Annotated in this window: 14 protein-coding genes and 1 pseudogene; 9 read left to right on the top strand and 6 right to left on the bottom strand. The window is 71.1% G+C overall.

Annotated features, from left to right (window positions below):
* Nucleotides 1-26: 26 nt before the first annotated feature.
* From H5J31_RS21110 to H5J31_RS21120, 3 genes are read right to left on the bottom strand one after another with little or no spacing between them, the layout of a single operon-like run.
* A complete protein-coding gene (locus H5J31_RS21110) occupies nt 27-1,676 on the bottom strand; it encodes a helix-turn-helix domain-containing protein (protein ID WP_181774341.1) in 1,650 nt (549 codons plus the stop codon).
* Complete coding sequence (locus H5J31_RS21115; RefSeq protein ID WP_181774342.1) at nt 1,676-3,094, bottom strand: carboxylesterase/lipase family protein; 1,419 nt, start codon at nt 3,092-3,094, stop codon at nt 1,676-1,678. Before H5J31_RS21115 ends, H5J31_RS21110 begins: the two co-directional genes overlap by 1 nt.
* Nucleotides 3,091-4,476: an FAD-binding oxidoreductase gene (locus H5J31_RS21120; protein ID WP_181774343.1), complete on the bottom strand. Its 1,386-nt coding sequence runs from the start codon at nt 4,474-4,476 to the stop codon at nt 3,091-3,093. Before H5J31_RS21120 ends, H5J31_RS21115 begins: the two co-directional genes overlap by 4 nt.
* 169 nt (nt 4,477-4,645) lie before the next feature.
* Between H5J31_RS21120 and H5J31_RS21125 the strand changes: the two genes are divergently transcribed.
* Nucleotides 4,646-6,490, top strand: coding sequence for a pentapeptide repeat-containing protein (locus tag H5J31_RS21125; protein ID WP_181774344.1), 1,845 nt, complete (start codon nt 4,646-4,648; stop codon nt 6,488-6,490).
* Here H5J31_RS21125 and H5J31_RS21130 read toward each other — a convergent pair.
* A complete protein-coding gene (locus H5J31_RS21130; protein ID WP_181774345.1) occupies nt 6,442-7,428 on the bottom strand; it encodes a LysR family transcriptional regulator in 987 nt (328 codons plus the stop codon). The two genes, H5J31_RS21125 and H5J31_RS21130, sit on opposite strands and share 49 nt — an antisense overlap.
* Nucleotides 7,429-7,518: 90 nt before the next feature.
* Here H5J31_RS21130 and H5J31_RS21135 point away from each other — a divergent pair, with 90 nt between their 5' ends.
* The gene (locus H5J31_RS21135) at nt 7,519-8,934 is read left to right on the top strand and encodes an aminopeptidase P family protein (RefSeq protein ID WP_181774346.1); all 1,416 of its coding nucleotides are present in this window, start codon (nt 7,519-7,521) and stop codon (nt 8,932-8,934) included.
* A gap of 44 nt (nt 8,935-8,978) precedes the next feature.
* Here H5J31_RS21135 and H5J31_RS21140 read toward each other — a convergent pair whose 3' ends face one another.
* A complete protein-coding gene (locus H5J31_RS21140) occupies nt 8,979-10,118 on the bottom strand; it encodes a metalloprotease (RefSeq protein ID WP_181774347.1) in 1,140 nt (379 codons plus the stop codon).
* Nucleotides 10,119-10,354: 236 nt separating this feature from the next.
* Between H5J31_RS21140 and H5J31_RS21145 the strand changes: the two genes are divergently transcribed.
* The 7 genes from H5J31_RS21145 (at nt 10,355) to H5J31_RS21175 (ending at nt 17,280) form a co-directional block, all read left to right on the top strand.
* Nucleotides 10,355-10,954 carry a helix-turn-helix domain-containing protein gene (locus H5J31_RS21145; RefSeq protein ID WP_181774348.1) on the top strand — a complete coding sequence of 200 codons (600 nt, stop codon included), beginning with the start codon at nt 10,355-10,357 and terminating at the stop codon, nt 10,952-10,954.
* A 78-nt stretch (nt 10,955-11,032) separates the two neighbouring features.
* Nucleotides 11,033-12,205: an NAD(P)/FAD-dependent oxidoreductase gene (locus H5J31_RS21150; protein WP_181774349.1), complete on the top strand. Its 1,173-nt coding sequence runs from the start codon at nt 11,033-11,035 to the stop codon at nt 12,203-12,205.
* A complete protein-coding gene (locus tag H5J31_RS21155) occupies nt 12,202-12,510 on the top strand; it encodes a (2Fe-2S)-binding protein (protein ID WP_181774350.1) in 309 nt (102 codons plus the stop codon). Before H5J31_RS21150 ends, H5J31_RS21155 begins: the two co-directional genes overlap by 4 nt.
* Nucleotides 12,507-13,871, top strand: a complete 1,365-nt coding sequence (locus H5J31_RS21160) for an FAD/NAD(P)-dependent oxidoreductase (RefSeq protein WP_181774351.1) — start codon at nt 12,507-12,509, stop codon at nt 13,869-13,871. Before H5J31_RS21155 ends, H5J31_RS21160 begins: the two co-directional genes overlap by 4 nt.
* Nucleotides 13,868-14,779: a dihydrodipicolinate synthase family protein gene (locus H5J31_RS21165; protein ID WP_181774352.1), complete on the top strand. Its 912-nt coding sequence runs from the start codon at nt 13,868-13,870 to the stop codon at nt 14,777-14,779. The genes H5J31_RS21160 and H5J31_RS21165 overlap by 4 nt, the downstream gene beginning before the upstream one ends.
* Entirely contained in the window at nt 14,780-15,781 is a 1,002-nt protein-coding gene (locus tag H5J31_RS21170) for a proline racemase family protein (protein WP_181774353.1), read from the top strand. It begins immediately after the preceding gene.
* A gap of 122 nt (nt 15,782-15,903) precedes the next feature.
* A complete protein-coding gene (locus H5J31_RS21175; protein ID WP_181774354.1) occupies nt 15,904-17,280 on the top strand; it encodes an aldehyde dehydrogenase (NADP(+)) in 1,377 nt (458 codons plus the stop codon).
* 7 nt (nt 17,281-17,287) lie between these two features.
* On the opposite strand, the pseudogene H5J31_RS21180 reads toward H5J31_RS21175, so the two are convergent.
* A pseudogene (locus tag H5J31_RS21180) lies at nt 17,288-18,001 on the bottom strand (metal-dependent hydrolase family protein); the annotation flags it as partial.
* Between the last annotated feature and the right edge of the window lie 125 nt (nt 18,002-18,126).

Consider the following 18,126-nt stretch of genomic DNA (forward strand, 5'->3'; position numbering starts at 1 on the left):
CGTTCGTGACCGCAGACCGGACGTTGTCAGGGGAGATCGCGGCTGAGCCGGTGAATACGCAAGGCCATCTGGACGTCCAGCGCCCGGTCGTCGTCCTGCCATCCCGCGCCGAGGAGCGCGGTGATCCGTTCCAGTCGCTGGTACAGCGTGTTGGGGTGGATGGTGAGCTCTTCGGCGGTGGCCGCCTTACGCCGGCCCGACCGCAGGAAGACCTCGGCGGTCCGCGTGAGATCCGTGCCGCGTTCGGCGTCGTGGGTCAGCAGCGGGGCGAGGACGCGGTCGACGTGGGCGCTCGCTTCCTCTCGCCCGGACCGGCTGAACAGCTGCCGGTACAGGCCGAGGTCCGTGGGAGACGCGGTGGAACCGGTGCGGCCCAAGGCTTCTAGTACCCGGACGCAGGCTGATGCGTCGTCGTAGGCGGCGGCGAGGTCGGTCGTTCCGATCGCCGGGCCCGCCAAGCCGGTGGTGCCCGGGCGCAGCGTCGCGCGGGCCGTTTCCTCGTCCGCGCGGACGAACGCGACGGCCTCGCCGTTCACTTCGGCGGCCAGACCGCCGTGGAGGGCGGTGAACTCCCGGAGACGGCCCAAACCGTCCGGCCGGGTGACCACGACCAGAGAGGGACGGCGCGGATCGAGTCCGAGCGGCCGCGCGCGGCGCACGAACGCCTGCTCGTCGCGCACCCGGCGGGTCACGACCTGCTCCAGGAGTTCGCCCGCGCTCCGGCGTTCGGCGTCCAGCACCGCGCGTTCGACCGACGCCACCAGCGCGACGGTCACCGCCGACCGTTCCAGCAACCGGATGCCGGCGTCGTCCAGTGGCTCGTCCGGAATGACCTGCAACGCCCCGAAATACGCACTCGCCGACGCGACGGGCACGGTCACCGCGCCCGCGTCCTGCCGGGTACGGCGCTCGGCCGGATTCGCGAACCGTGCCGACGGCGTCCCGTCGAGTACGGCTTCAGGCACCGGAACGCCACCCCGGGCGGCGGCGCGGACCTCGTCGTGCTCGTCGGTGACCAGCACCAGCCCGGGAACGAGTTCGGACAGCGGCACCACGACCTCCTCGGCACCGCCGCCGCGCAGAGCGACCTCCAGCAGCCTGTCGTGCATTCGCGCGGCCCGCCGCAAGCGGTCGTTCGTCGCGGCGAGTTCGTCGGCCGCCCGCCGGTGGGCGGTCACCAGCTTGGCGTTCTCGATGGCTATCGCGGCGAAGGACCCGAGCGAGGTCAACAAGGACGACTCGGCGGCGGTGAACCGCCGCACCGCGCGCTGGGCGACCATCAGCACTCCGGCCACCTTGCCGCGCAGCCGCAGCGGGACACCGAGGATCGTGCGCAGGCCCTCGACCTCCGCGACCTGGTCGACCGGGCCGAGGTGGGCCAGCCGGGTGTCGCCGAGATAGTCGGAGCTCTGCACCGGTTCGCCGGTGTCGGCCACCTGCCCGGCCAGTCCGCCGTGCGGCGGCAGGACGACCCCGCGCAGCCGCGGCCCGAGCGAACCGTCGGTGACCCGGATGACCAGCGAGCCGTCCGGTTCGGCCAGCGCGAGGTAGGCGACGTCGACGCCGAGGAGACGGCGTGCGTGCTCCACAACCTCCTGCACCAGGGCGTCGAGGTCGTGGACCGAGGACAGCCGCAGGACGAGGTCGTAGAGTTCCCGCAGCCCGTGGGCGTCCATCAGCCCGCGGCACCCGCGCGGAACGTGGTGTCCTCGCCGTCGTACTCGGGCCAGCCGGGGGAACCGGTGGCGGCGAAGCGCGTCCACGCGCTGTTGAGCTCGCGGGCCAGATCCGCCGGCGGGTTGTCGCCGACCAGGCTCGTCGCCGTCGACAATGAGTCGAACACGAACGGCAGTTCCAGGCCGTGGCAGGCGCCGAGCGCGGGCGAACGCCACTCGAACTCGTAACGGAACGTCCGGCCTCGGTGGTTCTCCGCCAAAGCCCGGGCGGAGTCGCGGAAGACGAGGTCGGTCAACGCCTCCACGAGGACAGCGCCCGCCGGGCGATCGCCGTGCAGACCGTAGCGTTCGAGCACGTTCGCCGCGTCCGGATGCGAAGCCGACAGCATCGCGACGGCCTGTTCGGCGGTCAGGGCGTCGAGCATCCCGGTCGGCGCGAAGTAGAGCATCATCTCTTCGAGGCAGGTGCCGACGACCAGATCGACGCGCGCACCCGCGCCGTCCCGGATCGCCTCGCTCGGGTGCACGGGCAGTACGTCGTCGCCGACCATCGGCAGGAACGGACTGATCCCGTGGCTGCGGTCGTGGCCGTCGTCGCCGCGCATCTCCGGCGCGCCACCTGGCTGCAAGACGGCGTCCTGTGCGTCGAGCAGCTGCTCGGTGCTCAGTTCGCGGAACGCCTCGGCGGACGACGCGACGCCTAGTCCGGCGGCGATCGCCTTGGCGAGCCGCTCGGCTTCGGACCGGCCGCGGACGAGATCCGGGTGTCCGCTTTGGACGATCGCGCGCTGGAAGAGCCCTTGCGAGAGCGGGGAACCGAGCAGGCAGGCGACGCTGACCGCGCCCGCGGATTCACCGAACAACGTGACATTGCCGGGATCTCCGCCGAACGCGGCGATGTTCTCGCGGACCCAGCGCAGGGCGGCGAGCTGGTCGCGCAGGCCGAGGTTGGTGCCGCCGCCTTCGAGGGGAAGGAAACCGTCGACGCCGAGCCGGTATTGGACGGTCACCAGGATCGCGCCGCCGCGCGCGAACGCCGTCCCGTCGTAGACCGGCGCGGAGCCGGTACCGCCGACGAACGCGCCACCGTGGACGAACACCAGCACCGGCAGGCCGTTCGCGCCCGGGTCCGGCGTCCAGACGTCCACGGTCAGGTACTCGCCGCCGGTGCGCCCGACGGTGCCGACGATGGGGGAGAGGTCGAGTCCCGGGATCCGGCGATGCCGTTGCGGCGCTTGAGGTCCGGCTTCCCGCGCATCGCGGACGCCGTCCCACGCGGGAGCCGGTGCCGCTTCGGTGAACCGCAGTGCGCCCTCAGGCGCGGCGGCGTAAGGGATGCCTCGGAACCGGGTGACCCCGGCCGTGACGACCTCCCCGCGGACCTGGCCGGAAGCGGTGCGGACGACGGGGTCGGTCATGCGGGGTTCCCTTCGTGGAAGACCTTGCCGGGATTGAGAATCCCGTGCGGGTCGAGTGCCTTTTTGATCGCGCGGTGCATTTCCAGTACTTCGGGGCCGAGTTCCCGGGTGAGGCCGGCCTGTTTGAGCAGCCCGACGCCGTGCTCGCCGGTGACGGTGCCGCCGAGGTCGAGCGCGTCGGAGATGATGTCCTCGAAAGCCGCCTGCGCGGCCTTGCGCGCGGTGTCGTCGCCGGGAGGGGTGACGAGCAGCGGATGCAGGTTGCCGTCGCCGATATGCGCGACGTTGGCGATCACGACGTCGTGGCGCCGGGCCGCCGCGTCTATCCGCGCGAGCATTTCGGGCACCTGCTGAGTCGGCACGCAGACGTCTTCGGTGAGTACCGGCCCCAGGCGTTCGAGCGCCGGGTACGCCAGCCGTCGGGCCGCGAAGAGCGCGTCGGCCTCGGCTTGGTCGGAGGACTGGGCGGCCCAGGTCGCTCCGGCGTTTTCGAAGCACCGCAACAGGACTGCCGCCTCGTGCTCGCCCAGTGCGCCCGGCGCGTCGGTGCGGCCGAGCAGCACGACGTCCGCGTCCGCGCTCAGGCCCATGTTCTTCCACGCGTCCACCGCCGCGAGACAGTGCCTGTCGACCAGCTCGAGCGCCGAGGGCAGCACACCCGCCGCCGCGACCGCCGCCGCTGCTTCCCCGGCGGCGACCGTGGTGTCGAAGTACCCCGCGACGGTCCGCTCCGCCGCCCGCGCGGGCCGCAGGCGGACGGTGACCTTGGTGATCACGCCCAGCGTGCCCTCGGAGCCGACCATGAGCCCGGCGAGGTCGTAGCCCGCGACACCCTTCGCCGTCCGGCGGCCGAGGCGGACGAGCTCACCGGTGCCCGTGACGACCTGCAGGCCGAGCACGTAATCACGGGTGACGCCGTATTTCACACAGCACACGCCGCCGGCGTTGGTCGCCACGTTGCCGCCGATCGTCGACCACGGCGAACTCGCGGGATCCGGCGGATACCAAAGGCCCCGTTCCGCGCAGGCGGCGCGAAGGTCGTCGTTGACCACCCCTGGCTCGACGACCGCGAACCGCTCCCGTTCGTCGATCTCCTTGATGGCGACGAGCTTGTCGGTGACCAGGACGACACAGCCGTCGACCGCGTTCGCTCCGCCGGAAAGTCCGGTGCCCGCGCCGCGCGTGACCACCGGCGTGCGATTCCGCAGGCAGACTCGCACGACGGCCTGGACCTCGTCGGCGTCGTGTGGCCGGACCACCGCGGCGGGCAGGCCGTGAGGCGCCCATTCGGCTTCGTCGTGGGCGAAGCTCCTGAGGACGTCCGGGTCGCGGACCAGCCGGTCCGCCGGAACCGCGGCGGCCAGATCGTCGAGCACGCTCATGGCCCTCACGCTAGGGCCGTGGCGGCGGATCGGCCATGGAGGAAGTCTCCATAGGGTGGCCCGGAGGGTGTGAAGAGTCTCCAGGGTGCGAGCAAGTAGTCGGCTACTTGCGGGTCGCTGCGATACTGACGCCTCGATCGGACCGACTTCGACGGGGGCTGCGGGCGAAATGGGGAGCGAGGGAGCGGGACCGGTGGTGCCCGCCGAGCGCGAAACGGTGCGCTACACCGTGCTGTCGCCCAAGGCGATCTGGACCGCGGCGGCGGTGATCGTGCTCGTGGGCATCGGCGTCGCGATCTGGCTGCTGTTCGCGTACGGCAAGGGCGACGCCCAGCAGCGGAACCAGCTCGAAGCGATCAAGACGGCCGGGACGATCGTCGTCGGCACGGGCGGTGCGGCGGCGCTCCTGCTCGCCGCCCGGCGGCAACGCAGCGCGGAGATCGCGTTGAAACAGAAGGAGCTCGACCAGGAGGCCGTCGCCAGGACGCACTCGCTGCAGGAACAGGTCGCCGAGGATTCGCGGTACGACGCCGCCGAACGCCGGGTCACCGAGTCCTACACGAAGGCCGTCGAGCAGCTGGGCTCCGACAAGCCCCCGGTCCAGCTGGGCGGCCTGTACGCGTTGGAACGGCTGGGGCAGGGCAACCTCGACCAGCGCCAGACCATCGTCAACGTCTTGTGCGCCTACCTGCGCATGTTCGCCGACGCGGCGGACGACATGGTCCTCGACCGGACCAGGGAACAGGAACGCCGTGTCCGCCGGGCGGCCCAGTCCGTGCTGGCGGCGCACTTGCGGCCCGGCGCCCCAGACGGCAAATACTGGCCCGAAACGGAAATCGACCTGTCCGGAGCCAGTCTGCTCGACTTCGATCTAAGCGGGTGTAGGGTCCGATCGGCGTCCTTCGCCGATGCCACGTTCGTCGGTGACGCCCGGTTCGGGCGACTGGAATGCACCGGGGACGCGAGCTTCGAAGCCGCGCGATTCTCCGGTTCGGCAGACTTTTCGCAGGTGTCGTTCGGCGGGTCGGCGACTTTCGATTCGGCGGCGTTCACCGGAATCGCCCACTTCACTTCGGCGAAATTCGCAGGCGAGCCCCGCTTCAGGTCGGTCACCTTCGCCGAGCGGGCCAAGTTCGGGGATTCGGTCTTTTCGACTCATGACAAACCGGAAGGCATGGCGTTCGACCAGTTGCCGTCCGAAGTGCGCGACGAACTCCGCTCTCTGCCGCTGAAGTTGTCCTCTTCGGAGCTGCCGCGGGCGGACGGGCCGGTCCCGGTGGGCTTGGCGGCGAAAAGCCGCGAGCCGGTCACGCTGGATTTCGCCGCGGACTCGCATTTCATGGCTTTCCTGGGTGCGGGCTCCGGGAAAACGAATCTTCTGCGCGGGGTGATCCGCGGCCTGAGCGACCAGTACACCCCGGAAGAAGCGGCGATCATCGTCGTCGATTTCAAGCGGACCCTGGTCGATCTGAGCGGTGCTCCGCATCTGCTCGCCTACGTTGTGTCCACCCATCAGCTGGCCAACGTCATGGTCGAGGTGGAGGCATCACTGCGCAAACGGCTCCCCGGCCCGGACGTCACCTTGGACCAGCTCAGGAACCGCAGTTGGTGGACCGGCCCGGAGCTGTACCTGGTCGTCGACGACTACCACCTGCTCGCTCATCGTGACACTTATCCTCTGGAACCCCTGCGAGAACTGCTGCCGCAGGCCAGGGACGTCGGCCTGCACCTGGTGATCGCGCACGGCACCGAGAACGCGGGCGCACCCAGCGGGGACCGCGTCCTCGACGAGCTCCGCATCTTGCGAACTCCGGGACTGGTCGGACACGGCAATCCCGGCGAGGGGGCGTTGGTCGGCGACGTCGCGCCCGCGAGGCTGCTCCCCGGACGGGCCACCGAGTTCAACCGGCGGTATGGCCGGCGGCTCGTCCAGATCGCCTTGTTCGGGGAGGAATCAGACCGGCCTCAGGAGTCGGCGGTCCGGAAGAAGTCGACCAAACCGTCCCACGACTGAGAACTCCGCCGCCGCTCCCACCAGGTCCGGAACGGCGTCGAGGCCATCGCGTGCCGTGTGTACGACGTCATCACCGCTCGGTAGACGTTCTCCGTCTGGTCCCAGGTCAGCCGTTCCTTGCGCCACGCCAGCACGAGCCGCATCCGCATCGGGTCGTCCTTCAGCGGCCGGACGACCATGCCGGGCAGTTCGGGCGCGGTCGGCTCCACCAGTTGCACGGCCTGCCCGGCGGCGATCAGATGCCGTCCGCCGCCGTTCGGGTATTCGAAGCGGATCCGCGGTGTGAAGCCGGCGCGATGGGTCGCCGCGCGCAGCGACGTCAGCGAGCCGTCTTCGGGACCCGGCGGGCCGATCCAGGCTTCATCGGCGAGGTCGGCGAGGTCGACTTCCAGCGAGCCGGCCAGCGGGTGGCGCGCTGGGAGCCCCACGAACACGGGGATCCACGAGAACAGCACGCGGTGTCCCAGATGTTTCGCCAGCGGCACTTCCTGGTCGTCCGACATGGCGATGACGGCGATGTCGAGGGTCGCGCGGGCCAGCGCCTGGGCCAATACCGCGCTGGACGGCTCGACGTGGACGGTCACGTCGAGTCCCGGCAGGGCGTCGTCCAGCCGTTCGACGAAGGTGGGCAGACAGTCCATCTGGGACGATCCGAGCCGGAGCGGGCCGTCGCCGAGGGCGCCGAGCAGGTCGCTTTCGAACCGGTCGAACTCCACGAGCAGCGTCAGCGCCCGGCGCAGCGTCTGCTCGCCGACCGGGGTCGGGGTCACGCCGGTGTGACTCCGCACGAACAGTGGGGCGCCGATCTGCCGTTCGAGCCGCTGGAGCAGGGAGGTCAGCGACGGCTGGGACATGCCCAGCGCGGCGGCCGCCTGCGAGAGGCTGCCCGCTTCGGCGATGGCGCAGATCGCCCGCAGGTGCCGGATCTCCAGGGCCATAGGCGGAGTCTATCGCCGCCGCTCATTACGGCCGGGGCCTTCGCGGTGTGAGGGTGCGGTCAGACCTCCGACTACCTGAAAGGGGAGCCGATGACCGGCGACCGTACCCGGCCGGATCTGCGCGCGCTGCTGGCCGCGAAGGGATTCCGGAACTGGATCCAGGACGGCTGGGAGCCCGCCGACGACGTGGTCGAGGTGCCCCTGGGCACCGCCGAAGCCGCGGCCGCTCACCGCGCCAGGCTGTCCGCGGAACTCCCCGGGCAGCGGATCGCGCTCGCGGCGGGCCGTCCGGTGGTGCGCTCCAACGACACCTTCCACGGCTTCCGGGCCGACAGCGACTTCGTCTGGCTCACCGGCTGCCAGCGCGAAGGCGCGATCCTCGTGCTCACCCCGGCGGGCGACGGCCATCACGCGACGCTGTACGTCCCGCGCCCGGCCGAGTCGCACGAACCCGACTTCGTGGGCGACGCGGACACCAGTCCGCTGTGGGTCGGGTCCGCCGCCGGACCCGCCGCGTACGGCAAGGCGCTCGGCATCGAATGCCGCCCGCTCGAAGACCTTCCGCACGGCCTGCGCGGACGAAACCCGGGCGTGCTGGTCGGCGCCGGAATCGATCCGAGTCTCGACGCTTTCGGCTACGGCCACAGCGAACGGCTGCGCACGGTCCTCGCGGAGCTGCGCCGGATCAAGGACGACTGGGAGATCGGCCAGCTGCGTGACGCCGTCGACGCGACCGCCCGCGGGTTCGCCGACGTGCTGGCCGCGTTGCCGGAGGCGGTCCGCGGCGGCGGGGAACGCTGGCTGCAGGGCACCTTCGACCGGCGTGCCCGGACCGAGGGCGTCGGCCCGGGGTACACCTCGATCGTCGCGGCCGGGCCGCACGCGCCGATCCTGCACTGGACACGCTGCGACGGCCAGGTGACCGAGGACAGCCTCCTGCTGCTGGACGCCGGGGTCGAGCTGGATTCCTTGTACACCGCCGACATCACCCGCACCTTCCCGGTCGGCGGCGAGTACACGAAGGCCCAGCGCGACGTCTACGACCTGGTGCACAAGGCGCACGTCGCCGCGCTGGCCGAGGTCCGGCCCGGCCAGGACTACGGCGCGTTCCAGGCGACGGCGTTGCGCGTGCTCGCGGAGGGCTTGCACGACTGGGGCCTCCTTCCGGTGTCGGTCGACGAAGCGTTGTCGGGGGACGGGCAGCAGCACCGGCGGTACATCGTCTGCGGGACCGGCCATTTCCTCGGGCTGGACGTCCACGACTGCGCCGCCGCCCACCCCTCCACCTACCGGGAGGGCACGCTGGCCGAGGGGATGGCGCTGGCGGTGGAACCCGGTCTCTACTTCCACGCCGGCGACCGCACGGTTCCGCCGGAGCTGCGCGGCATCGGCATCCGTATCGAGGACGACGTCGTGGTCACCGAAGACGGCCACGACCTGCTTTCCGGCGGTTTCCCCTCGACCGCCGACGAGGTCACCGCCTGGGTCCGGGCGGCCAGGGGGTGAACCACCGGAGGGCCGGGTCACGGCCCGGCCCTCCGGTCTCCCGGTCAGTAGGAAATGGTGTGCCCGGCGAGGATCCGCTGGGCCGCGCCGGTCGTGGACAGGCCCGCCGCCGGCCGGTCCTGGGTGAAGTACTCGCGGAAGTCCTGGCTGAAGTACCGGGTCATGAGCGCGATCGTGCGGTTCCAGTTCCCGCCGTCCGGCCCGTTCGACGCCCAGAGGTCCAGCAGGGACGAGCCGACGCGGCCCTGCACGGTGTCACCGTCGTCCCACCCCGCGGTCGGGCCGTTGTTCTGGAAGCTCACCGAGGTCCCGTTGTCGTAGACGTAGCGGTAGTCGCCGAGGGCGTACGCGGCGACGGCGTCGGCGAAGCCTTCGGTCCACGCGCACGACTTCGAGCTGTGCTTCTGGATGTAGTGCGGGTTGCAGCCGTCCACCACGGGGAAGCCGCGCCCGTAGAGCTGCCACTGCAGCCAGTGCCCGGCTTCGTGCAGCACGAGGTGCTTCGAGTCGGGCATCGTGTTGCCGAGGAAGACGTAGTTCGTGTTCGGGTAGTCCCAGTAGCCGCCGTCGGCGACCTTCGGGTCCCAGACGAAGGTGATCTGGTCGCAGCGGCCGTCGGCCTGGCGGGCCGTCCAGCACGACGACGACGGATTCGCGCGCTTCCAGTACAGGACGTTGAGCGTGTCCACGACCTTCCACGCGCGCTGCAGCGTCGAGGGGACCTTCACCGTGCCGAGGTCCTGAGTGCCGGACACGTTCGTACGGCGCGCCGAGTCGAAGGTGTAGTCGGTCGTGTTGTTCGCGGCCTTCACGACCCGCCACATCGACGTGCTGCTCGACCGGAATCGCACGTACGCCTCGGCCAGCGAAGCGGTGTGACAGGCGGTGAACCTGCCGTCGGACGCTCCGGTGATCCCGGAGGCGAGACGGCTCGCGGAGCCGGAACCGGAGCGGCCCCACAGCTCCCAGTTCGCGTTGCGCGCCACCTGCGTCCGTACGGGTTTGCTCGGACCGGCTTCGGCGTCGAGGTGATCGAAGGCGAGTGTGCCGGTCAGGCAGGCGTTCGCGGCCGCCGTCGCCGGTGCGGTGGTCACGGCCGCGGTCAGGCCGAGGGTCGTGATGAGCACCGCGCCGAACGCGCGAAGCCGTCTTCCGGCCGATGAGGATCTACGTATCAGCTGCACGGGAATCTCCTCGCTCGAGGGATACGACGGTGTGGCCCGTGACCCTGTGTCGACGGTGACACACCGGTTGGTGAGGAAGTTTCACCGCGCCGGCGGCCGCTCACCATCGCGTCGGCCCATCGGCCGCGGCTATGCCCTCCCGGTGAAAGGCGTGTCATGATGTCCGCGAACTCGATCGGCAAAGCGAACGTTCGCCCGTCCGGTCGTACGGTTTGACGAACGACAGGGGAGAAGTGGTGGAGGACGAGACGCCCTCGATCCGGGACATGCTGGCGGTCAACCTGCGCGCGGCCCGGGCGGCGAGGGGGATTTCGCTGTCGGAGCTGTCCCGCCGGTCGGGCATCGGCAAGGCGACGTTGTCGCAGCTGGAGTCCGGGGGCGGCAATCCGACCATCGAAACCGTGTTCAGCCTGTCGCGGGTGCTGGAGGTGGCGATCTCCGACCTGCTCGACCATCGCGCGGGTGGCGCGCTCACCGTGGTGCGGGGCGCCGATGTCGAGGTGCTCAGCGGCGAGGGCGTCGACCTGAGGCCGCTGCGCCGGATCGAGACCGGTGACGGCGTTTTCGAGGTGTACGACCAGGTCGTGCGCGGTGACGCGCCGCAACGTTCCCAGGGGCACGTCGGGATCGAGCACACCGTCGTCCAGTCCGGTGCGCTCCGCGTCGAGGTGGCGGGCCGGACGGTCGACGTCGGCCCGGGGGATTACGTCGCCTTCGATGCCCGCGAGCCGCATTGCTACACCGCGATCGAAGCCCCGGTGCATTCGGTCCTGCTGCTGCAGTACCGCGCGGACGAGCGGCTCGACGGCAGGCCGCACCCCGTCTTGAAGGGCTGAACGCGGCTCAGGTGTTGACACCCTTCCGGGGAAGAACCTACTCTCCGATCGTTCGCTTTACCGAACGCTGGAGGGTCGATGAACCGAACGCGTGTCGTCGTACTCGGCGCAGGCATCATCGGCGCCGCGTGTGCCCGGGAGCTGAGCCTGGCGGGCTTCGACGTCGTGGTCGTCGACCGCGGCCGCCCCGCCGGCGGCACCACGTCGCACGGTGAAGGCAACGTGCTCGTGTCCGACAAGGGACCGGGCGCCGAACTCGAACTCGCCAGACTGTCGGTGCGGCTGTGGCCGCAGGTGGTCGCCGAGATCGCCGACGAGGACGCGCGTACGGCGTCGGCGATCGAGTACGACCCCAAGGGCGGCATCGTGGTCGCCACCACCGAAGACGGCGCCCGAGCGCTGACGGCGTTCGCCGGAACGCAGCTCGGAGTCCGCGCGGAACCGTTGTCGCTCAAGGAACTCATGACCGCCGAGCCCGCGCTGACCCGCGACGTGACCGCCGCCTTCCACTATCCGGAAGACGCTCAAGTCCAGCCCGCGGGCGCGGCACTCGCCCTGCTGACTTCCGCGCTGCGCCACGGCGCCCGGTTGCGGGCCGACACCGAGGTCGTCGGCGCGTCCGTCCACAGTGGCCGGATCACCGGCGTTCGCGTACCGGGCGAGGTGATCGAGGCCGACGTCGTCGTGAACGCGGCGGGCCCGTGGGCCGGGCAGGTATCGGCACTGCTCGGCGCCCCGATCGCGGTCCGCCCGCGTCGCGGCGAGGTTCTGGTGACCACGCCGATGCCCGGCGTCGTGCGGCACAAGGTCTACGACGCCGATTACGTCGGCGCGGTCGGCGCCGATTCGGGTGACCTGCAGACCTCCGCCGTCGTCGAGTCGACCTGGGGCGGCACCGTCCTGATCGGCTCGTCGCGCCGCCGCGTCGGGTTCGACGACACGATCCGCCCCGGCGTGCTCGGTGCCATCGCGGCCAAGGCCCTGCGGCTGTTCCCGGCGCTCGCCGACGCCGCGATCATGCGGGCCTACGGCGGTTTCCGGCCCTATGTGGACGATCACCTGCCCGTACTCGGCGAGGATCCGCGGCTGGGGAACCTGTGGCACGCCACCGGCCACGAAGGCGCCGGTATCGGGCTGAGTGTGGGCACCGCGCGTTTGCTGCGAGAACTGCTCACCGGCGCCGAGACCGCGATGCCCGTCGACGAGTTCACCGTGGACCGTCCCGCGGTGCTGGCCGAGGTGGCCGCATGAGCGCGCGGTTGTTCCCCCGCGACCGGGATCCGGCCGGCCGCACCGACTCGCCGATCCGGATCACCGTCGACGGCGAACCCGTGTCCGGCGTCGCGGGCCAGAGTGTGGCGGGCGTGCTGCTCGCAGCCGGCCGTACGTCGTGGCGCACCACGCGTTCCGGCGCTCCCCGAGGCGTCTTCTGCGGGATCGGCGCGTGTTTCGACTGCCTGCTCACGGTCAACGACGTGCCGGACGTCCGCGCGTGCCGGCGCCCGGCCGCCGACGGTGACGAAATCCGTACCCAGTCCCGGGAGGAGGGCGTATGAGCAGGCACGTGGTGATCGTCGGAGCCGGGCCCGCGGGGCTCGCGGCGGCCGAGCACGCACTGCGGGCCGGGGCCCGCGTCACGGTGCTGGACCAGGCCGACACTCCCGGCGGCCAGTACCACCGGATGCTGCCGGAGGCCTTCAAGGCGCGACACCCGGACCGGATCCAGCACGGCTGGGCGGAGTTCGCCCGGCGTCGTCGTGTACTCGACCATCCTCGTTGCCGGTGGTGGCCCGCTTCCACGGTCTGGGCGCTGGACCGCACGGATAAGACTCTCCACGTGCTGCGCGGGCAGGCCGACGGCGGCGGACGTCGTCGGATCACCCTCGACCCGGACGCGCTGATCCTGGCGACCGGCGCCCACGACCGCACCCTGCCGTTCCCCGGCTGGGAACTGCCCGGCGTGTACACCGCGGGTGCGGCGCAGGCGCTGGCCAAAGGGGAGCGGGTGGCGATCGGCAGCCGGGTGCTCGTCGCCGGCGCCGGGCCGTTCCTCCTGCCCGTGGCGGAATCCCTGCTGGGTGTGGGGGCCGAGGTCGTCGCCGTGCTGGAGGCGAATCCGTTCGCGACCGTCGGCAAAGGATGGTCGTCGCGGCCGTGGCGGCTCGCCGCCCACGCGGGCAAGGCCGGAGAGCTCGCGCGGTATGCCGCAGCCCTGGCCAGGCAGCGCGTTCCGTACCGGTTCGGTAGGGCGGTCGTCGAAGCGCGCGGGGCCGACCGCGTCCGCGAGGTCGTCACCGCCAAGGTCCGCGCGGACTGGTCGGTCGTCGCCGGAACCGAGCGGACCTACGAGGTCGACGCGGTCTGCGTCGGACACGGATTCGTCCCGCAGCCGGAACTCGCCGTCGCCGCGGGCTGCCTGCTCGACAACGGTTTCGTCCAGGTCGACGGTGACCAGCGCACCACGGTGGAAGGTGTCTTCGCCGCGGGCGAGATCACCGGTATCGGCGGTGCGGTCACCTCAGCGGCCGAGGGCGTGGTGGCCGGGTGCGTCGCCGCGGGCGGTACACCGGACCGGGCCTTGGTCCGTGAACGCGACCGGGCCCTGGCGTTCGCCGGACGGCTCGCAGCCGCACATCCGATCGGCTCTGCCTGGCGCGGCTGGCTGGACGAGGACACGATCGTCTGCCGCTGCGAGGAAACGACCTACGGCGAACTCACCCGCGCTGTCCAAGCCCCGTCCTGTCCGGGCTCACACGCGCTGAAACTCGGCACCCGGGCCGGACTCGGCCCGTGCCAGGGCCGGATGTGCGGCCCGACCGTGTCCGAACTCCGCGGCGGAGCCGAACGGCACCACCGCCCTATCGCCCAGCCGATCCGGCTGGGTGAACTCGCCGAACCGAAGGAGACCTCAGCATGAGCACCCCCGACCTCGGTGGCGTCGTCGTCGCGACCGCCCTCCCGTACCGGGCGGACGACTCGGCGCCCGCCGGTCTGGCCGTGGATTACGACGCCTACGCCGCGCACTGCCGCTGGCTGATCGACAACGGCTGCCGGGGTGTCGGCCCGAACGGCTCGCTCGGCGAGTACTCGTCGCTCACCGACGAGGAGCGCCGCCGTGCCGCGCGCACCGCGATCGAGACCGTCGGCAAGGATGGGATCGTCGTCGTCGGCGTGCACGGCCCCGGATCGCATCAGGCCAAGCACTGGGCCGAGGTCGCGGCCGAGGACGGCGCCGACGGCCTCCTGTGCCTGCCGCCGACGATGTACCGCGCGAACCGCGGCGAGGTCCTCGCCCACTTCGAGGCGGTGGCGTCGGTCGGGCTGCCGGTGATGGTCTACAACAACCCCATCGACACGAAGGTCGACCTCACCCCGGATCTGCTCGCCGAGATCGCGGCGATCGACAACGTGGTGGCGGTGAAGGAGTTCTCCGGCGACGTCCGGCGCGTGCTGGAGATCCGCGAGCGGGCCCCGGGGCTGGACGTGATCAGCGGAGCCGACGACGTCGTGCTGGAAAGCCTGCTGATGGGCGCGACGGGCTGGTTCGCCGGCTTCCCCAACGTGTTCCCGGCCGAATCGGTGCGCCTGTTCGAACTGGCGACCGCCGGCAAGCTCGAAGAGGCCCGCGCGCTGTACGAACCGCTGGTCGCCGCGTTCCGCTGGGACTCGCGCGTCGAGTTCGTCCAGGCCATCAAGCTCGGTATGGACCTCGTCGGCCGCTACGGCGGACCGTGCCGTCCGCCGCGCGGGCCGCTGACCGGCGAGCACCGCGAGCAGGTCACCGCCGACATGCGCCGCGCGCTCGCCTCGCTGGGGGTGGAGTAGGTGCGCTCGATCCGGTCGATCACCGCCGTCGACTCGCATACCGAGGGCATGCCGACCCGGGTGGTGACCGGCGGGGTCGGCGTCATCCCGGGTGACACGATGGCCGAGCGGCGCCGGTACTTCATGGCGAACATGGACCACCTGCGGCAGTTCCTGATGAACGAGCCGCGTGGCCATTCCGCGATGAGCGGCGCGATCCTGCAGCCGCCGTGCCATCCGGACGCCGACTGGGGCGTGGTCTACATCGAGGTGTCGGGCTGCCTGCCGATGTGCGGGCACGGCACGATCGGCGTCGCGACCGTGCTGGTGGAGACCGGCATGGTCGAGGTGACCGAACCGAAGACCGTGGTACGCCTGGACACCCCGGCCGGGCTCGTGCACGCCGAGGTCGACGTCCGCGACGGCCGGGCGGAACGGGTCAAGCTCCGCAACGTCGCGTCGTTCCTCGCCGAACGCGACGCCGTCGTCGAGGTGCCAGGACTCGGTGAGGTGCGGTACGACCTGGCCTACGGCGGCAACTTCTACGCCATCCTCGAACTGTCCCAAGTGGACATACCTTTCGAACGTGCGGAGAAGGACCGGATCCTCGCGGCGGGCCTGGACATCATGGCGGCGATCAACGACCAGCGTCCGCCGAAGCATCCGGCCGATCCGCTGATCGACGGCTGCAAGCACGTCCAGTTCCTCGCCCCCGGTTCGGACGCCCGCGCGTCGCAGAACGCCATGGCCATCCACCCGGGCTGGTTCGACCGGTCGCCGTGCGGCACCGGGACCTCGGCCCGGATGGCGCAACTGCACGCCCGCGGTGAGCTGCCGCTGAACACGCCGTTCGAGAACAGGTCGTTCATCGGCACCGCGTTCACCGGCGAGCTGGTCGCCGAGACGACGGTCGGCGGCCTTCCCGCTGTCGTGCCGGAGTTCTCCGGACGCGCGTGGATCACCGGGAACGCCACCTACCTGCTCGACCCGGACGACCCGTTCCCCGCGGGGTTTGTCCTCTAGCCGGTTTGGTCTTCGCGGGGACGACGGCGTTGCGAAGCCACTTTCGCAACCTTCAACGTTGCGAAAGTGGCTTTCGCAACACCCGCCCTGAGAACTGACCCGGACCGGAAGGAGACCGGAGTATGAAAGAGATCGACGCCGCGGCCGGTATCGCCGCGAAGTGGGCGGCGACCGACCCGAAGACCCGGGCGGCGGTGATCACGGGAGTGGCGGACGCACTGGACGCGGCCGGACCGTCCCTGATCGAGGTCGCCGACGCCGAAACCCATCTGGGCACGAAACGCCTGACCGGCGAATTGGCCAGGACGACGTTCCAGCTGCGGCTCCTCGCGGACGAGGCGGCGAGCGGCTCGCCCTACGACGTCCGGATCGACCACGCGGATCCTTCGTGGCCGCCCGGTCCCCGGCCCGATCTACGCCGGTATCGCACCGCCGTCGGTCCGGTGCTGGTGTTCGCCGCGAGCAACTTCCCGTTCGCGTTCAGCGTCGCCGGTGGTGATACGGCTTCGGCGTGGGCGGCGGGCTGCCCGGTGGTGGTCAAGGCGCATCCTGGACATCCGGAGTTGTCCCGGATGGTGACCGACGTCGTCGTCGAGGCACTCGGCCCATGGGGAGCGCTCTTGGGATTGGCGGAAGGCGAAGCGGCCGGTGTCGAGGCCTTGAAGCATCCGGTGATCTCCGCCGCGGCCTTCACCGGGTCGGTGGCCGGAGGCCTGGCACTGGCGCGGATCGCGGCCGAACGGCCGGTGCCGATCCCGTTCCACGGCGAGCTGGGCAGCGTCAACCCGGTGATCGTCCTGCCCGGCGCCGCGCAGGCGCGCGCCGAAGAACTGGCCGAGGGTTACGCCGGTTCGCTGACCATGGGCAACGGACAGTTCTGCACGAATCCCGGTCTCCTGTTCGTGCCCTCGGACGGGTCCTTTGTGGACCTCGTCGCGGAACGGCTGCGGCGGATCCCGGCCGGGAGGTTCCTGAACGACCGCATCGCCGCGGGGTTCTCCGCCGGCGCTTCACGGCTGGCCGAGATCCCGGGAATGCGCCGCATCGTCGGGGAAGACGGACCCCAGCTGCTCGAGATCGACCTGGACGACTTCGTACCCGAAGCGGCCGAGGAGTGCTTCGGTCCGTTGGGCGTCGTCGTGCGCTACGAGCGGCTGTCCGACGTCGTGCCTGTCTTGGCGGCATTACCGGGACAGCTCACGACGACCGTGCACGCCCTGCCGGAGGAGGCGTCGGACGTGGAGGCGCTGCGGCCGGTGCTGGCCGACCGCAGCGGTCGCGTCCTGTGGGGTGGCTGGCCGACGGGCGTCGCGGTGACCGCCGCGATGCAGCACGGCGGCCCGTTCCCGGCGACGACGTCACCCGCGTCGACGTCGGTCGGGACCGCCGCCGTCGAACGCTTCCTGCGCCCGGTGTCCTATCAGGACTGGCCGTCGCATCTGCTGCCCGAACCGCTCCGCGACGACAACCCCTGGAACGTCCCCCAACGCGTCTCCTGATCCCGCGTCAGACGATCGTCCCGCCCTGGACGATGTGCCGGAAGTGCTTCGGCTCGGCCAGGACGCCGATGTCCTCCAGCGGATCCCGGTCGACGACGAGCAGATCCGCGTACGCGCCGGGGGCGAGTGTGCCGATCTCGCCGGTCAGGTTCAGCAGGTCCGCCGCGCCCGACGTCGCCGAGCGGAGGACGTCGAGTGCGGGCTGGACCTCGCCGCGCAGCCGGAACTCGTGGTTCTGGTGGCGGTGCATACCCCCGAGCAGGTCGGTGCCGTAGACCAGCTTCACCCCGCCTCGCGCGGCGCGTTCCAGCGCGGCCATGCCCGCGCCGAGGACCTCGTCGACCTTGCGCCAGCTGGATTCCGGGAGCCCGTGCTCGCGCCCTTCCTCCTTCAAGGCCCAGTAAGTGACCAAGGTGGGCACGAGGAACGCGTCGTGACGCAGGAACAGTTCGACGCTGAGGTCGTCGATCAGGTTGCCGTGCTCGATCGACCGGACACCCAGTTCCAGCGCGCGGTTCACCGCGCGGGCGGTGTAGGCGTGCGCGGCCACATAACGGTTCGCGGCCTCCGCCTCCTCGACGATCGCGCGGAGCTCCTCGGCGGAGTACTGCGTCGAGTCGATGCGGTCGGTGGGGGAGGCGACGCCGCCGGAGGCCATCACCTTGATGTGGTGCGCGCCCTTGCGGAGTTCGTCGCGTGCCGCCGCGCGGACCGCGTCGACGGCGCATCTCGGGTCGCTCCCGGCGTCGTCGCCGTCCTACGTGGCCGCGCACAGCGCCCGAACCATGAGCGCCATGCTGGACCGCGGGTTCACCACGGTCCGGGACGCGTCGGGCGCCGACTACG

It is taken from the genome of Amycolatopsis pittospori, from assembly GCF_013870525.1.
Taxonomy (GTDB): domain Bacteria; phylum Actinomycetota; class Actinomycetes; order Mycobacteriales; family Pseudonocardiaceae; genus Amycolatopsis; species Amycolatopsis pittospori.

Excerpts from the sequence above, each read along its gene's own strand:
- H5J31_RS21110 (WP_181774341.1), bottom strand. The coding sequence starts at position 1,676 with ATGGACGCCCACGGGCTGCGGGAACTCTACGACCTCGTCCTGCGGCTG.
- H5J31_RS21115 (WP_181774342.1), bottom strand. The coding sequence starts at position 3,094 with ATGACCGACCCCGTCGTCCGCACCGCTTCCGGCCAGGTCCGCGGGGAG.
- H5J31_RS21120 (WP_181774343.1), bottom strand. The coding sequence starts at position 4,476 with ATGAGCGTGCTCGACGATCTGGCCGCCGCGGTTCCGGCGGACCGGCTG.
- H5J31_RS21125 (WP_181774344.1), top strand. The coding sequence starts at position 4,646 with ATGGGGAGCGAGGGAGCGGGACCGGTGGTGCCCGCCGAGCGCGAAACG.
- H5J31_RS21130 (WP_181774345.1), bottom strand. The coding sequence starts at position 7,428 with ATGGCCCTGGAGATCCGGCACCTGCGGGCGATCTGCGCCATCGCCGAA.
- H5J31_RS21135 (WP_181774346.1), top strand. The coding sequence starts at position 7,519 with ATGACCGGCGACCGTACCCGGCCGGATCTGCGCGCGCTGCTGGCCGCG.
- H5J31_RS21150 (WP_181774349.1), top strand. The coding sequence starts at position 11,033 with ATGAACCGAACGCGTGTCGTCGTACTCGGCGCAGGCATCATCGGCGCC.
- H5J31_RS21155 (WP_181774350.1), top strand. The coding sequence starts at position 12,202 with ATGAGCGCGCGGTTGTTCCCCCGCGACCGGGATCCGGCCGGCCGCACC.
- H5J31_RS21160 (WP_181774351.1), top strand. The coding sequence starts at position 12,507 with ATGAGCAGGCACGTGGTGATCGTCGGAGCCGGGCCCGCGGGGCTCGCG.
- H5J31_RS21165 (WP_181774352.1), top strand. The coding sequence starts at position 13,868 with ATGAGCACCCCCGACCTCGGTGGCGTCGTCGTCGCGACCGCCCTCCCG.
- H5J31_RS21175 (WP_181774354.1), top strand. The coding sequence starts at position 15,904 with ATGAAAGAGATCGACGCCGCGGCCGGTATCGCCGCGAAGTGGGCGGCG.